At 50.6% G+C, this 13,557-nt stretch carries 17 protein-coding genes; 11 read left to right on the forward strand and 6 right to left on the reverse strand.

Going from position 1 to position 13,557, the window contains the following annotated elements:
* Window positions 1–51 precede the first annotated feature (51 nt).
* The 3 genes from ACYVIY_RS06995 to ACYVIY_RS07005 form a co-directional block, all read right to left on the reverse strand.
* Entirely contained in the window at window positions 52–1,134 is a 1,083-nt protein-coding gene (locus tag ACYVIY_RS06995; RefSeq protein ID WP_460975586.1) for a complex I subunit 1/NuoH family protein, read from the reverse strand.
* 83 nt (window positions 1,135–1,217) lie between these two features.
* Entirely contained in the window at window positions 1,218–2,687 is a 1,470-nt protein-coding gene (asnS, locus tag ACYVIY_RS07000) for an asparagine--tRNA ligase (RefSeq protein WP_460975587.1), read from the reverse strand.
* A 256-nt stretch (window positions 2,688–2,943) separates the two neighbouring features.
* Complete coding sequence (locus ACYVIY_RS07005; protein WP_460975588.1) at window positions 2,944–3,372, reverse strand: hypothetical protein; 429 nt, start codon at window positions 3,370–3,372, stop codon at window positions 2,944–2,946.
* A gap of 167 nt (window positions 3,373–3,539) precedes the next feature.
* Here ACYVIY_RS07005 and ACYVIY_RS07010 point away from each other — a divergent pair, with 167 nt between their 5' ends.
* The 3 genes from ACYVIY_RS07010 to gloA2 all read left to right on the forward strand — a co-directional run bounded on the left by ACYVIY_RS07010 (window position 3,540) and on the right by gloA2 (window position 4,702).
* Window positions 3,540–4,046, forward strand: a complete 507-nt coding sequence (locus ACYVIY_RS07010; RefSeq protein ID WP_460975589.1) for a SixA phosphatase family protein — start codon at window positions 3,540–3,542, stop codon at window positions 4,044–4,046.
* 66 nt (window positions 4,047–4,112) lie between these two features.
* Entirely contained in the window at window positions 4,113–4,307 is a 195-nt protein-coding gene (locus ACYVIY_RS07015) for a hypothetical protein (protein ID WP_460975590.1), read from the forward strand.
* A 5-nt stretch (window positions 4,308–4,312) separates the two neighbouring features.
* Window positions 4,313–4,702, forward strand: coding sequence for an SMU1112c/YaeR family gloxylase I-like metalloprotein (gene gloA2 / locus ACYVIY_RS07020; RefSeq protein ID WP_460975591.1), 390 nt, complete (start codon window positions 4,313–4,315; stop codon window positions 4,700–4,702).
* Window positions 4,703–4,789: 87 nt separating this feature from the next.
* On the opposite strand, the gene ACYVIY_RS07025 is transcribed toward gloA2, so the two are convergent.
* Window positions 4,790–5,986: an aminotransferase class V-fold PLP-dependent enzyme gene (locus ACYVIY_RS07025; protein WP_460975592.1), complete on the reverse strand. Its 1,197-nt coding sequence runs from the start codon at window positions 5,984–5,986 to the stop codon at window positions 4,790–4,792.
* A gap of 95 nt (window positions 5,987–6,081) precedes the next feature.
* On the opposite strand from ACYVIY_RS07025, the gene ACYVIY_RS07030 reads away from it, so the two are divergent.
* Both ACYVIY_RS07030 and ACYVIY_RS07035 read left to right on the forward strand, forming a co-directional pair.
* Entirely contained in the window at window positions 6,082–6,618 is a 537-nt protein-coding gene (locus ACYVIY_RS07030; RefSeq protein ID WP_460975593.1) for a hypothetical protein, read from the forward strand.
* Window positions 6,619–6,841: 223 nt separating this feature from the next.
* A complete protein-coding gene (locus ACYVIY_RS07035) occupies window positions 6,842–7,381 on the forward strand; it encodes a hypothetical protein (RefSeq protein ID WP_460975594.1) in 540 nt (179 codons plus the stop codon).
* A 65-nt stretch (window positions 7,382–7,446) separates the two neighbouring features.
* On the opposite strand, the gene xerD is transcribed toward ACYVIY_RS07035, so the two are convergent.
* Window positions 7,447–8,358 (reverse strand): site-specific tyrosine recombinase XerD, encoded by a 912-nt coding sequence (gene xerD, locus ACYVIY_RS07040; protein WP_460975595.1) that lies wholly within the window; start codon window positions 8,356–8,358, stop codon window positions 7,447–7,449.
* Between the two features lie 83 nt (window positions 8,359–8,441).
* Between xerD and aroQ the strand changes: the two genes are divergently transcribed.
* From aroQ to ACYVIY_RS07070, 6 genes are all read left to right on the forward strand, one after another.
* The gene (aroQ, locus tag ACYVIY_RS07045; RefSeq protein ID WP_460975596.1) at window positions 8,442–8,870 is read left to right on the forward strand and encodes a type II 3-dehydroquinate dehydratase; all 429 of its coding nucleotides are present in this window, start codon (window positions 8,442–8,444) and stop codon (window positions 8,868–8,870) included.
* 69 nt (window positions 8,871–8,939) lie between these two features.
* Window positions 8,940–9,950 (forward strand): aminotransferase class V-fold PLP-dependent enzyme, encoded by a 1,011-nt coding sequence (locus ACYVIY_RS07050; RefSeq protein ID WP_460975597.1) that lies wholly within the window; start codon window positions 8,940–8,942, stop codon window positions 9,948–9,950.
* A 27-nt stretch (window positions 9,951–9,977) separates the two neighbouring features.
* A complete protein-coding gene (locus tag ACYVIY_RS07055) occupies window positions 9,978–10,553 on the forward strand; it encodes a MarC family protein (protein WP_460975598.1) in 576 nt (191 codons plus the stop codon).
* 37 nt (window positions 10,554–10,590) lie between these two features.
* Window positions 10,591–11,283, forward strand: a complete 693-nt coding sequence (locus ACYVIY_RS07060; RefSeq protein WP_460975599.1) for a 16S rRNA (uracil(1498)-N(3))-methyltransferase — start codon at window positions 10,591–10,593, stop codon at window positions 11,281–11,283.
* Window positions 11,280–11,939, forward strand: a complete 660-nt coding sequence (locus ACYVIY_RS07065; protein WP_460975600.1) for a DUF4159 domain-containing protein — start codon at window positions 11,280–11,282, stop codon at window positions 11,937–11,939. The genes ACYVIY_RS07060 and ACYVIY_RS07065 overlap by 4 nt, the downstream gene beginning before the upstream one ends.
* 105 nt (window positions 11,940–12,044) lie before the next feature.
* Window positions 12,045–12,857 carry an acyl-CoA desaturase gene (locus tag ACYVIY_RS07070; protein WP_460975601.1) on the forward strand — a complete coding sequence of 271 codons (813 nt, stop codon included), beginning with the start codon at window positions 12,045–12,047 and terminating at the stop codon, window positions 12,855–12,857.
* Between the two features lie 93 nt (window positions 12,858–12,950).
* Here the strand turns inward: ACYVIY_RS07070 and ACYVIY_RS07075 are convergent, their stop codons facing one another.
* Window positions 12,951–13,535 carry a 5' nucleotidase, NT5C type gene (locus ACYVIY_RS07075; protein WP_460975602.1) on the reverse strand — a complete coding sequence of 195 codons (585 nt, stop codon included), beginning with the start codon at window positions 13,533–13,535 and terminating at the stop codon, window positions 12,951–12,953.
* Window positions 13,536–13,557: the final 22 nt, after the last annotated feature.

Genomic DNA, 13,557 nt, shown 5'->3' on the forward strand with positions numbered 1-13,557 from the left:
AAAAGGCCGCAAAGGTACAAAGTTAGGCCGGAAGCTGCCAGCCTCTACGATTTAAACCATCAGCAGGCGCCAAATGCCCGAGATTAGCAGGAGTACTAAGCTAACGGGGGTCAGCACCTTCCAGCACAGGAACATCATCTGATCAACGCGGATGCGCGGAAACGTCCAGCGGACCCACATCTGAAGCAGAACGGCGAAGGCAACTTTCGACAGGAGCCAGAATCCACCCGTAAGGTTGCCCCAGATGGTGCCGGGAGCGCCACTTGTCCACTCCGCCAGCCGGACGGGGCCGAGGTTAGGCAGCGGGGTGTTCCAGCTGCCGAGAAACAGAATGGCCCCCAGGAACGAGACCAGAAGCATCATGGCATATTCGGAGAGGTACAGTAAGGCAAACCGCATCCCGGAATATTCGGTATGAAAACCGCCCACAATTTCAGACTCGCCCTCGGGAAGGTCAAACGGAGCCCGGTTGCTTTCAGCGAGCGTACAGATAAAAAAGATTACGTAAGCGATCAGCAGAAACGGATTGCGGAGGATGTTCCAGGCGAAAATACCGCCCCAGCCCGTTACGTCGATTCCGAGGGCTTTGAGGCCGAACAGGTAGTTTGTCTCTGACGCAAACAGGCCTTGCTGAAAGCTGATTTCTTGTAAATTAAGCGTCTGGCAGATCATGACCACGCACAGGATGGTAAGCCCAAGCGGTATTTCGTAGGAGATGATCTGCGCGACGGAGCGCATGGCCCCAAATAAGGAATATTTGTTGTTAGAACCCCAGCCCGCCATCAGAATGCCCACTACGTCGAACGAAACGATGGCCATCAGGTAAAAGACACCCACGGCTGCGTTTGAACCTTGTAGGTCGGGGGTGAGCGGAAGCACGGCAAAACCGGCAAATACCGACGCGAAAATGACCGCTGGAGCGAGTAGAAACAAACGACGGTCGGCAGCCGTCGGAACGATATCTTCTTTCTGAAGAAGCTTTAATAGATCGGCAAAGAGCTGGAGCAAGCCCCACTTGCCGGTTTCCATCGGACCTAGTCGATCCTGCATAAATGCCGATACCTTCCGTTCGGTGTAAACACCAACAACGACAAACCCTGAGGCAATGGCGAGAAAAAGAGGAAGGGCGAGCATGGGTTTTTGTTTGCCTGTTCGGTTGTTTACCTGTCTGGCTATCGTGGCAAGCGAACCCCAAACAGGTAAACAACCGAACTACATTAAAATTCAGCCGTTTTGGGGGCTCTTGGGAAAGGAATCACATCGCGGATGTTGCCCATGCCGGTCACGAACAGGACCAGCCGCTCGAAACCAAGCCCAAAACCTGCGTGGGGGGCCGAACCAAACCGGCGGGTGTCCAGATACCACCAAATGCTTTCGGGATCGATACCGACTTCCTGCATCCGGGAAACCAACTTATCGAGGTCATCTTCGCGCTGCGATCCGCCAATGATTTCGCCAATACCAGGGAACAATACGTCCATTGCCCGCACGGTTGGACCGAAAACTTCGCCACGTGAGTTTGTTGCTGGGCTATCGTCCTGCTTCATGTAGAAGGCTTTGATCTCGCGGGGATAGTTCGTCAGGATAACAGGTTTTTTAAAGTGCTTTTCAACCAGGTAGCGCTCATGCTCCGACTGTAGGTCAACGCCCCAACTAACTTCGTACTGGAACTGACCTTTTTTAGCTGGTTTCGAATTAACCAGAATGTCAATGGCTTCGGTATACGTAAGCCGAACAAATTCGTTACTGATGACAAACTGAAGTTTTTCCAGCAGTCCCAATTCGCTTTGTTCTTCCTTTTTCTTGGTTTTTTCTTCTTCCTTCAGTCGGTTGTCCAGAAACGCCAGATCGTCCGCGCAATGTTGCAGCGCGTACCGGATAACGGTTTTGACAAAATCTTCGGCCAGATTCATATTGTCCGCCAGTTCATAGAAGGCCATCTCCGGCTCGATCATCCAGAACTCCGCCAGGTGACGAGTTGTGTTCGAGTTTTCGGCCCGGAAGGTGGGCCCAAATGTGTAGATCTTGCCCAACGCCAACGCGCCCAGTTCGCCTTCCAGCTGGCCCGATACGGTCAGGTTCGTTTCGCGCCCAAAGAAGTCCTGGCTGTAATCAACCTGACCTTCTTCGGTCAGCGGAGGCTTGATGGGGTCGAGCGTAGTCACCCGAAGCATCTCACCGGCACCCTCGGCATCCGAAGCCGTGATGATGGGCGTGTTCAGGTAGTAAAAACCATTGTCGTTGAAGTACTTATGCACCGCGAATGCCAGTGCGTGACGTATCCGCAGAATGGCGCTGAACGTATTGGTACGCGGCCGAAGGTGGGCAATCTCCCGCAAAAACTCCAGTGAGTGACGTTTGGGCTGCAAGGGATATTTTTCGGGATCGGCAGCGCCGTAGATGTGTACACTGGCAATTTTCACTTCGACGGCCTGACCCGCGCCCTGCGACTCGACCAAATGGCCAGTAACTGCCAGGCAGGCACCGGTTGTAATAAGTTTCAAGGTGTCGTCGGGCAGTTGACCCGCTTCAGCCACAACCTGAATGTTATGAATCGTTGAGCCGTCGTTGAGGGCAATAAATACGGCGTTTTTACTTTCACGCTTTGTGCGAACCCAGCCTTTAACGGTCACGTCGGTGCCAACTGGGGCAGTTTTTAAAACTTGCTGAATGGGTAGATAACTCATGCTAAAACGGCAACCGGATGGTAAACGGTCCGCAAAAATACGGATTGTCGGGCGAAACGCCCACTGTGCAGAAAAGTAAGGTCTGTTTAAACAAAACGCCGGTTTGTTACGTATAGGGGTAAGTATAGGTGTATACGTCAGAAAGGGCTGATTTGTCTAAGCCAAAAGAGCAATAGTTTAAACAGGCTCAAAGATACCAAAGAACCTGTACCAACTGGGAAATGCGCCCGGCCACCAACCGACGTACTAAATCGGTTTACCAGCTTAAATCAGTGGGCCAGCTCCCTGGATTGAGCGACTTAATCAGAAAATCAAGCTCATTTGGCCGTACGTCCAGTCTGATCTTCAACGGATTTGTGACTTCCCATTCCCACCAGTCGGGCGTTGACTCACGGTGATAATCCAGTTCCAGAGACACATTGTTCTGGCCCAGAGTCGAAATCCGGCGAATTTGCCGAATCGGGTCCGCTACGTTCAGCGGCTCAGTTGAGCCCTCGGCTAGCCAGTGTTTCAGGCTAGTGAGTTCTGAATTATTAAATACTTGCCTGAAACGCAGTTGGGGAGGCTGAGCGGCCAATTCCCCCGGTCTATTTCGGCGTTGCCAGATTGTACCCGTTAACAGTACCTGCCCATCGTCGAAACGAAGTCCGAACGATAACGTACAATTTTCGCCTTGAAACCGCATAAGAGTAGTGACGTCCCGATCGCAATCTTATTTTTGCAGTCGGTACTTATAAACTCTTTTCAGGGCAATTCGATTAAATAAGATCCGTTTTTGTCGATTGCTAGTTGAACAAAAAACTTACCTGACCCTTTACGTCAGAACGGCCAGGGCCATTTCACTACGTATTTATGTCTATTACACTATACATTGTTCGGCACGCCAAAGCGGAAGATCGGGCAATTTTTATGGCCGACCATGACCGCGAATTGACGCCGGAAGGAATAATGGCTGCGGCCAGAATAGGACGCCACTTGCACCAGGAAGGAATTAAGCCCGACGTATTGATAAGCAGTACGGCCCCGCGCGCGCTGGATACGGCTAAAGTGATTGCCGAACAGATCGGCTATGATGTGGACAAAATAGGCGTTGACGGGACTCTGTTCGATGGAGGTCCCAAGGCCTACCTGGCAGCCGTCAATGGAGTACCCGGTACCGTTAAAACAGCTATGATTGTTGGACACAACCCGGATGTTTCGTATTTCGCCGAGTTTTTAACACATCAGTCGGTTGGATCGATGAGCAAAGGAGCTGTAGTTGCCGTGGAGTTTGAGGATATAAGCTGGGAGGAGGTATCTGGACGCACGGGTCGGATCGGCTTCCAGATTGCGCCTAAACAACTTCAACAGGATTTATAATAACAGAGTATACGGCTGAACTGGAGGATTAGTTCGGCCGTATACGTTTCAATGTACTGACAAGCCGTGAATCGAAATCGCCGGATTTTCATCGTTGTATTTATCATCTTCACCGCCATCGTTGCGTTATTTGCGATCGACATGGCGCGTCGAACTACGGCTCCCTGGAACAAGCGCCGGGAAGTTGAACGCGCCTTTCCAGCCGGAAAAGACGGTACCGTTGTCGACACGCTGGCCGGTGATACGTTATTGACGCCCTAACCCCTATGCTTCAGCTTTCTGCGGTTCACCACGTTGCCATCATTTGCTCGGATTATAATGTCTCTAAACATTTTTACACCCAACTACTCGGCTTAACCGTAGTAGGGGAAGTGTACCGGGCAGAACGGCAGTCGTATAAACTCGACTTAGCCATAAATGGGCAGTATCAGATTGAGCTATTTTCGTTTCCTAATCCGCCGAAGCGCCCTTCCCGGCCTGAAGCCGTGGGGCTGCGTCATCTGGCCTTCGCGGTGGCTGATGTGGATGCCGCCGTTGCCCACCTGAACAGCCAGGGCGTCGTGACCGAACCCATCCGAGTTGATGAACAGACAGGTCGACGCTTCACGTTTTTCGCCGACCCCGACGGCTTGCCACTTGAGCTGTACGAGCAATAGGACATGGTAATAAGTAGAGTTAGCGAAGTCCGTTAAGCTCTACTTATTACCCCACAACGCCTGCTTCACTAACTCTTCTACACTAAATTACTTGCTCAGTACGTCCGTCAAAACGTCGACCAGGGCGGCTGCATCGGCAGGAGTGTTGTACACATGCGGGGCGATACGTAACGCGCGGGCTCTGGCTGACACCGATACGTTACGGGCCTGAAGCCCTTGCTGAACTGCCATTGGATCGGCTTGTTCTGGTAGCCAAAGGCCAACTAAATGATGACTGCGCCCCTGACTGCCCGCTTCGGGTTCGACGTAACAGCCCAACTGCGCAAGAGCGGGCCAGACCTCTGCCATAAGCGCCTGATCGTAGGCTTGAATGCGTTCCGGCTGCCAATCCAGCAATTGAGTCAGCGCGGCTTCGAGCATGGGCATCTGTAAAAAATGAGTGTGCTCACCCACGTTATAGCGGTATGCTTTGGAACGATACGTTGGCTGGTAATCCATCAGGCGGTGAAACTGATTACTGTCGAGCCGATTCATCCAGCTTTCTTCCAGCGGTATGCCGTCATCAAAAGCCGGACCGTAGTAGGCTAAGCCCAGTGAATAGGGGCCCATCAACCATTTGTAGCCTGCGCAAATCAGCGCGTCGGGCTGCACGGCGGACAGATCGAACGGTAGGGCACCAATCGCCTGGGTACCATCTACGGCCAGCCACGCACCGACCTCCCGCGCTCGTCTCCCGATCGCTTCCAGGTCGAACCGAATTCCATACATCCAATGCACGGGTGGGATAACGACCAGAGCCGTATCTGGCCCGATGGCGTTTAGCAGCCGTTCGTTCCAAAGTATGCCTTTCGGGAATGCGTCGGGCATGGGAACGGTCGTAATAGTTAAGCCAAGTTCCTGGCAAACGCGGTCCCAGGCGTAGACATCACTTGGAAATTCACTACCAACCAGCACGATATGTTGCCCTTTTTGGATGCCTGGTTTACGCGGTAAGTTACGGGCGACTACGGCCATCCCATACGAAACGGCGGGGATAACGGCGATTCGATCCGGGTCCGGATTGGCAATCAATTGGGAAAATAAGGCCCGCACGCGCACGGCATCCGCGAAGAAGTCATCGGGACGTAAGCCAAATGGATTGGCGTGGTGCGTGAGGGCGTCGTGCCCGGCTTTCTCCACCGACCGGCTGGTGGGGGCGCGGGTGGCGCAGTTTAAGTAATGAATGCCTTCTGGCAGCGTAAACAGGTGATTCTGACAAGTGATATGTGTGCTATCTGAAACCATAGGTGTTAATGAAAATCAACTCGAAATCAGCGAACTAGCGCGTTTTGGCATACAGTTTGTTCGTATTACGCTGAAAACTAAAACAGTTGGTCGGTATGACTCTCCTGCTGGGCATTGGTTCCCGCGTTCATCACGCTGAATTTGGCAATGGTGTTGTTGTTAATGTAAAAGCCACCGGCTACACCATTACGTTCCTCGAACAGGGCGTGAAGGTACTTAAATTTGATACGCCCCTGACGGTTATTGACGCCATTGAACCGGACAGTGACCAGGTTAGTCTGTTCGACGTGGAGCAGGCGCTTACCCGCATCCTGCAGCGCTGGTCTGATCAGACCGAGACGGTTCCGCTCGGCGACAAGTGGAAAGGTGGCAAACTGATCCTGAAACCAGGTCGGCCTGACTTAGCGCAGAAAGAGATGCCGGTTGATGCCTTCTTTCATAAACTGGTCATGGTGCGCGATCGGCTTCGGGTGCTGGAACAACGGGTTAACGCCAGCAATCTGGACGATGAAGAGAAAGTAAATATTCAGCAATACATCACGAAAATATACGGCAGCCTTACGTCGTTCAATCTGCTTTTCAAGCACCAGCATCAGCAATTTGTTGGTGAAAAAATGACTGTTGACGCATAAGCCAGATCACATAGTTTTGGGTTAGTTAGGTTATGAGTTCCTCGCTATCGGCTCGATAGCGGGGACTTTTGTTTTTGGGCGTAGGGTAAGAGGGCTGGGGGCATGGGGATTTGTTCGGACTACAGGGCTGTTGCACAAGCCGGCTAAATAGCTTGAGACTAATAATAGACATAAAAGAATAAGTGAACCGGCTCGCTCGTTACACAAACAAATCGCTTATTGTATGAGAAAGCCTTTATGTCAACTAACAATGTTGTTTGCTTTCATGACCGCTTTTCAAACCTGCCGAGTTCGTATTACACCATTACCAGCTCCGAAAGATCCGTCTTCAACCCAAGCCACCTGCAAAGCGCCAATACTCAAACAAAACATCCTGGGACAATGGCAATTTCAAACTAATCTAGGCAATACTGATAAAGCTTCTCCAATGAGAGAGGGTATGGTTACCTTCTTGCCAGATGGAAGTGTCATTGACCCAGATTCATTATTCGAGAATCGGCTGGATGTGGGTGCAGTAGTAAAGAAAACGTATGGTGTTGACGTTATCAGTAGTGTAATTTTTCCTGAGATAGGATATGACTATCCTGAGCTAAAGCAGTACGGCCCAATGTTATGGGTAAGACTATTCATACAGTCAGGATCTAATAGTATCCGATTTGCTCAGGGATGGTATTTCAAAGAAGTAAGTAATGACTGTAAACAAATCATGGTGAAGAGCCCCCAAGATACAGTTCTTGGTGACATTATTTTAACAAAAAGATAGCTGTTATTTACGCAGTATTATTCCTTTTGCAACAGCCACTTATACTAAGCGTTTATTCTTTTGCCCTATACCCTACGCCCTATGCCTCTTGGATGATACTCACGTAGTGTTTGCTGGAGATAGTCGCGGTCGAGGTGCGTGTAGATCTCGGTGGTTGTGATGGATTCATGGCCGAGCATCTGCTGAACCGCCCTGAGGTCAGCTCCGCCTTCGATGAGGTGCGTCGCAAACGAGTGACGAAAGGTATGCGGGCTGATGGTCTTGTTTATGCCCGCTTCATCGGCCAATTTTTTGATGGTTGTGAAGACCGATATCCGGGAAAGCTGCTTGCCCCGAAGGTTCAGGAAAATGGTGTCTTCGTCGCCTTTCTGAACGTCCAGCTTACTACGTACGTGTTCTACGTAAATCTGGGTGTAATGAATCGCGTCCTGCCCGATGGGCACCAGTCGTACCTTATCGCCTTTGCCAAGCACCCGAATAAAGCCTTCCCTAAAATAACAGTTGGTCAGGCGCAGGTTGAGCAGTTCAGAAACGCGTAAGCCGGAGCTGTATAGCACTTCAAGCATGGCCCGGTCGCGGGTACCGCCCGGAGTCGATAGGTCGATGGCCTCCAGTATGCGTTCAATTTCCGGGAAAGTCAGCGTATCGGGCAATTTTCGGCCCAGCTTGGGGGCTTTTAAGAGTTGCGTTGGATCGTGGGTAATCAGGTTTTCGAGTATCAAATAGCTGAAAAACGATTTCAGCCCCGACAGCATCCGGGCCTGGCTGTGCGCGGTCAGGCCCAACTCGCCGAGGTACTTCAGGAAGTTCATTAGCTCTTTTTCGCCAACCTCAATCGGCGTTCGGGCGGGGTCTGTCAGCAGGATATACTCGTACAGTTTTTCGGCATCGTGCAGATACGCGTCTACGGAGTTCTCTGCCAGTGAGCGTTCGAGTGTAAGGTAGTTCTTAAAGGCGTTTATATAACTTTGCCACACGGAAGGGTTGCCATTTGAAGTAGACGAATTACGCGCTATTTCGGGTATCCTCAAATGGCAACGCTGTAATTCATATTCCATTCATGAAAGACCTCCTCATTATCAACGGCCCTAACTTAAACCTACTGGGTAAACGAGAGCCCCATATTTATGGCAGCCAGACATTTCTGGATTACCTGAAAACGCTTGAGGACGTGTTCCCCGATGCCAAGCTGCGGTATTTTCAATCGAACCACGAAGGCGAACTCATCGATAAAATTCACGAACTGGGCTTTACGGTTGATGGAATCGTAATCAACGCCGGGGCCTACACGCATACCTCCATCGCCATTGCCGACGCTTTGTCTGCGATACCAGCTCCAACCGTTGAGGTACATATCTCCAATGTCCACGCCCGCGAATCGTTCCGGCATCACAGCTACTTATCGGCTAAGTGCAAAGGAGTAATCGTAGGACTAGGGTTACCGGGATACGAACTGGCGATCCGGTATCTGCTAACCATCGATAAGTGACCCAATTTTCACAGAACCTGCACTTATACAATCCGTAGTTCGTAAGATGTATATACCAAATTTATAGCTATGATCACGTTTTATCCCGGTCCGTCAAAAGTCTATCCGCAGGTCGCTGATTATGCTGCCCAGGCTGTGCGGGAAGGGATTGTAAGCCTGAACCACCGGAGTTCAGCGTTCATGGGCGTTGTTGAACAAACCATCCGGTTACTTCACGAAAAGCTCGCTATTCCGGCCGATTACCACCTAGCGTTTGTGGCGTCGGCGACCGAGTGCTGGGAAATTGTGGCGCAGTCGCTGACCAAGACTACCAGCGACCATCCGTATACCGGAGCCTTTGGTAAGAAGTGGATGGAGTATGCCCACCGGATTAAACCAGTCAACGAACGTACCGAGGCCGATGTGCTGTGCATTGTACAGAACGAGACCTCCAATGGAACTCAGGTGCGTATGGATGCTCTCGCCACGTATCGCCAGAATTTTGCGGGGCTGATTGCCGTCGATGCCGTATCGTCGATGGCGGGAATCACGTTCGACTGGTCGCTGGCGGATGTATGGTTTGCGTCGGTGCAGAAGTGCTTCGGTCTCCCGGCCGGATTAGCGGTGCTGATCTATTCACCTGCCGCGCTGCAACGAGCGCAGGAAATCGGTGAAAACGAGCACTACAACAGTTTGCTGTTCATACATGAGAACTTCGCCAAGTTTCAGACGCCCTATACACCTAATGGCCTCGGTATATACCTGCTTATGCGGGTTCTTCAGCAGGTTCCGGGGATTCAGGAAGTCGATGCAATTACCCGAAAGCGAGCGGCTGACTGGTACACCTTTTTCGAGCAGAAGATGGCGCACTCGCCGTTCAGATTACTGGTGGATGAAGCTACACACCGGTCTGATACGGTTATTGCGATACAGGGTGCCGAAGCCGACATCAAGGCGGTAAAAGACGCGGCTCAGCGAGCTGGCATTACGTTGGGTAATGGATACGGAGACTGGAAAAGCACCACCTTCCGCATTGCAAACTTTCCGGCCATTACCGATGAGGAGATTGAAACCTTAAAACAATTCCTCTTGTCTTTCTAAGATAGGAACGACACGTATCACCCCACCATGTTCAATGTAAAAGAAGTTATCTCGGTAACCCTGATTTTGTTTTCGGTCATCGATGTGATCGGCTCCTTGCCAGTCATCATTGATCTGCGCAAGAAAGTGGGTAAAATCGAATCGGAACGGGCCACACTGGCTTCCGGCCTTCTGATGATTTCGTTTCTGTTCGTCGGCGAGCGAATCTTAAAATTATTCGGGGTCGATGTAGCTTCATTTGCTGTGGCAGGAGCCCTGATTATATTCCTGATCGGACTGGAAATGATTTTAGGGCGCACGATCTTTAAATCGGAAGTCGACACGGGTGGGGCAGCGCATATTGTTCCGATCGCCTTTCCACTCATTGCCGGGGCTGGTACGTTAACGACCCTGATTTCGCTGCGGGCCGAGTATCAGATTCTGAATATCGTAATAGGCATTGTCATCAACCTTATTCTGATTTACATTGTCCTAAAATCGTCAGAGTGGCTGGAAACCCGGCTTGGTGCGGGCGGTTTGGCGGTGTTACGTAAGATGTTCGGTATTATCCTGCTGGCCATCGCCATTAAATTGTTTAAGACCAACCTGATCGCCGATTTTTAGCCGGACGATTAGCCATCAGGTTATCTTTGCTGAACGTATGCATTTATTTTATCAGCCCGACCCGGTTCAGCACCTTTCCGAAGACGATTCACGCCATGCTGTCAAGACCCTGCGCCTGGGCGTGGGAGAGTCGATTGCAGTTACCGATGGACAAGGAAACCGCTATTCTGCCGTTATTACGCAGGCGGATGTTCGCCGGTGTACGTTTCGAGTTACCAGTACCGAAACAACACCCGCGCGGCCGTTCGCCATTCAGATCTGCGTAGCACCCACGAAGAACATCGACCGGATTGAGTGGTTCGTCGAAAAGGCGGTGGAGATCGGTATCGAGCGAATCAGTTTCTTTTTTGGTCAGCATTCCGAACGGCGGGTACTCAAACTAGAACGTCTGGAGAAGATCGCCATTGCAGCCATGAAACAGTCGTTACAGTCGTACCTGCCCCGGCTGGATGAAGCGGTTTCGTTCGCCGACGTACTGAAAACAGCAGACGGTGAGCAGCGGTTTATTGCGCATCTGCCCGCCAACCAGCCGCCCGATCATTTGGTAAATCTGGCGGCTAAAGGCGGAATCTATACGGTATTGATTGGTCCGGAAGGCGATTTCGCCGAATCTGAAATTCAGCAGGCCGTTGCCGCCGGATTTCAGCTGGTAACGCTGGGGGCGAACCGTTTACGGACCGAAACGGCGGCTTTAGCCGCCTGTCAACTTTTAAATTTTATAAACGCATGAAACGGTTGATACTCACACTGAGCTTGCTGTGCGCTACGTTATCGCTTACCTATGGGCAGTACGCCTACAAAATCGCCAAGCTCAAATACAACGGTGGGGGAGACTGGTACGCTAATAAAACGTCGCTGCCGAACCTGATCAAGTTTGCCAACGCCAATCTGCGCATGAACATCTTCCCCGAAGAAGACATTGTAGAGCCCGGCAGCCCTGACATTTTTGGCTATCCGTTCGTCCATATGACGGGGCACGGCAACGTAACGTTCAGCGATGGCGAAGTGCAGAATATGCGTCGGTATCTGATGGCGGGTGGATTTCTGCATATCGACGATAACTACGGCCTCGACAAGTTTATCCGGCGCGAGATGAAGAAGGTATTCCCTGAGTTAAATTTTGTGGAATTGCCCTTTAACCATCCCGTTTATCAGCAGAAATTTAAGTTTGCGAGTGGGCTGCCCAAGATTCATGAACACGACGGAAAGGCTCCCCAGGGATTCGGCTTGATCTATCAGGGACGGTTGATCTGTTTCTATAGTTTTGAGTGTGATCTGGGAAATGGCTGGGAGGATCAGAGCGTTTATAATGACCCCGAACCCGTGCGTCAGCAGGCTTTACGCATGGGCGCTAACCTGTTGCAGTACGCAACGACTACAAATTAATTAGCCTATTATTCGTAATCAGCAAGCCAAAACGGTTTAAAAATCGTTAGTTTTGTAGGAGTGATAATAGTGTATCAGTCGTTTACCTTTTAATCAAGCGATATTGTGATTGTACTGGCCGCATTCATTGGACATTGGTATCTGTCCCTGTTCTGCCAAACTTTTTTTCTTCACCGCTACTCAGCCCATAAAATGTTCTCGATGAGCAAATTCTGGGAGCGCTTCTTTTATGCCCTTACGTATATTTCTCAGGGCTCTTCTTACTTAAGCCCACGCGCTTATGCGGTGTTGCACCGGATGCACCACGCGTTCAGCGACACCCCCCGAGATCCCCACTCTCCGCATCATACAAAGAACATATTCACGATGATGTGGCAGACAAAAAATATTTACAACGCCGTTCTGCACCGCAAACAGCCGATTGAGCGCCAGTTCGACCGGAACTATCCGGAGTGGAGCCTGATCGAGAAAGTAGGCGATTCGTGGGTTTCACGGGCTGGCTGGGGTGTTCTGTATAGCCTGTTTTACATCTTTGCGTTCTTCTACCTGGATATGCACTGGGCGTTCTTTTTTCTGCTGCCCGTACATTTCGTAATGGGACCGGTACATGGAGCGATTATCAACTGGAGTGGTCACAAATACGGCTATTCGAACTTCGATAACCACGATCAATCGAAAAACTCGCTGATTCTGGACGTAGTAATGATGGGTGAATTGTTCCAGAACAACCACCACAAGCGCCCGAATGCGGCTAACTTCGGTGCTAAATGGTTCGAATTCGATCCAACCTACCCGCTGATCGGTGTTTTGCACAAATTGCACATTGTGCGCCTGAGACCTTCGGCCGAAAGCAAAAAAGCGCAGCAGGAAGTCGGACACGACCGACTTATTGAAGAAGAGAAAGAAATTGAAGCGTAATCAACTCGCGCTTAGCAACAAAGAGGTCCCGGATGCTGCATCCGGGACCTCTTTCATTTTAGCACTACAAACGCAGGTTATAACTTTGTTACGTTACAGTAGAATCGATGCTATATCCTCCCAGGACTTAACTCGCTGAAAGGTCTTGTCATCGCGGTTATGGAGTGCGTCGAACAAAAGACCTTGTCCTTGAAAGGTGCGTAGATTGCGGGGTAGATCGTCGATGAGATAGGCTGTGTTCAGTACGCTTTTATCGCCCAGGAAGATGTAGTTGTGCCAGGAAATGGCCGGAAAGTGCTCCTGGAGCCAATCCCATTTTTCTCGTAATGAATTCGGGAACTCCTGAGCCGCCGAGGCAATGAATACGTCATACTTCGTCATTAGTTCAGCAATAACATCCTGCGCACCATCCATAACCGGAATGTCGCGAAAAAAACCAGGCTCGTATACCCGATTTGACAAGGTGCGGTATTCGTGTTCATCGAATAGTTCGTGAAACGACTTTTCTTTCAACTCTTCTAAGGTGTACCGGGGCATTTCGCCTTCCAGATACAACTTCACAAACTTAGCGTGGGTGTCGGCCATGACATCATCCATGTCGATGGCAATGCGTTCTCTCATATTGTATGAACCAGGATTGACCTGATAGCTGATGATTAAATTGATTGCCTTCGGCATTTGATAATATCAGTTTAATCAG

This window comes from Spirosoma knui (genome assembly GCF_054780635.1).